Consider the following 670-nt stretch of genomic DNA (forward strand, 5'->3'; position numbering starts at 1 on the left):
GTCAGCTGATGACATTACTCAGCCTGATGAAAAGCCAGCCACTCGCCTACAACAAAGACAACCAAGAAGACAAAGAGCCTTTGTTTGACTGTGTCGATACACTGACAGGCTCACTACTTGCCTTTGCTGATATGCTGCCTAACATCGTCCCAAACAAAGAAAGTATGCGTGCTGCGACAATGAAAGGCTATGCTACTGCTACCGACTTAGCAGATTATCTGGTACGTCAAGGCGTTGCGTTCCGTGATGCGCATGAAGTCGTGGGTAATGCGGTTGCACTAGGCATCAAAGAAGGCGTCGACCTCAGTGACTTGTCATTGGCACAATTGCAGCAATTCAGCGATGCCATCGGTGATGATGTCTTTGACTATCTCACGCTAGAAGGCTCACTAGCAGCCCGTGACCATCTGGGCGGTACTGCACCAAACCAAGTTAAGCAAGCAGTAGTCAATGGCCGTGCTCGTTTAAAAGCCTTTGCCTAATTAGACCGTTTTGAGCCAGAGCTCACTTATCGCTATATATCTGACACCCGCTATTGATGCGGGTGTTTTTTATTTATAGTCAACCCCCTATAAAAGAGCTACATCGTTAACCTCACTTGAAGTATCACAGTTACATCTGCGCTCGGTTGCCTTGTATCTCTTTTAAACTGAATTAATTATAACTTACT

General features: G+C 46.0%; 1 pseudogene. It reads left to right on the forward strand.

The window, feature by feature from the left end:
* Window positions 1-482, forward strand: a pseudogene (locus ACS8FC_RS18035) (argininosuccinate lyase); the annotation flags it as partial.
* Window positions 483-670 lie beyond the last annotated feature (188 nt).

The sequence above is a fragment of the Psychrobacter sp. 1Y4 genome, assembly GCF_051847555.1.